The organism is Polaromonas sp. P1_G4 (assembly GCF_056405475.1).
Map to the genome: position 1 here is coordinate 1 of NZ_JBFUCA010001072.1, position 507 is coordinate 507.

The 507-nt window shown below is 61.9% G+C and carries 1 protein-coding gene; it reads right to left on the reverse strand.

The window, feature by feature from the left end; all coding sequences use genetic code 11:
• Positions 1-198: 198 nt before the first annotated feature.
• Positions 199-507: amino acid--tRNA ligase-related protein (locus AC1D1X_RS25440; RefSeq protein WP_477699657.1), on the reverse strand; the 309-nt coding region annotated here is incomplete at its 5' end.

Genomic DNA, 507 nt, shown 5'->3' on the forward strand with positions numbered 1-507 from the left:
GTATTTCAATAGCACCCCCGTCCAGGCTCACTGCGTGTAGCCTGTTCCCCCCTCAAGGTATTTCAATAGCACCCCCGTCCAGGCTCACTGCGTGTAGCCTGTTCCCCCCTCAAGGGGGCGGCGCCAGCGGTCTGGCAAAGCCAGTCCCGCGGCCCCTGCTGGTGTGGAATCGGGGATGGCGAAGTGCGCGATCGTGGGCTAAACCTCACGTCGCAGCGCGGGGAAGAGAATCACATCACGGATGCTGGGGCTGTCGGTCAGCAGCATCATCAGCCGGTCTATGCCGACGCCGCAGCCGCCGGTCGGCGGCATGCCGTACTCCAGCGCGCGGATGAAGTCGTGGTCATAAAACATGGCTTCGTCGTCACCACTGTCCTTGGCTGCTACCTGGGCGTTAAAGCGCGCGGCCTGCTCTTCAGCGTCATTAAGCTCACTGAAACCATTGCCGAATTCGCGGCCGGTGATGTAGAGCTCAAAGCGCTCTGTCACCTCCGGACGGCTGTCGTT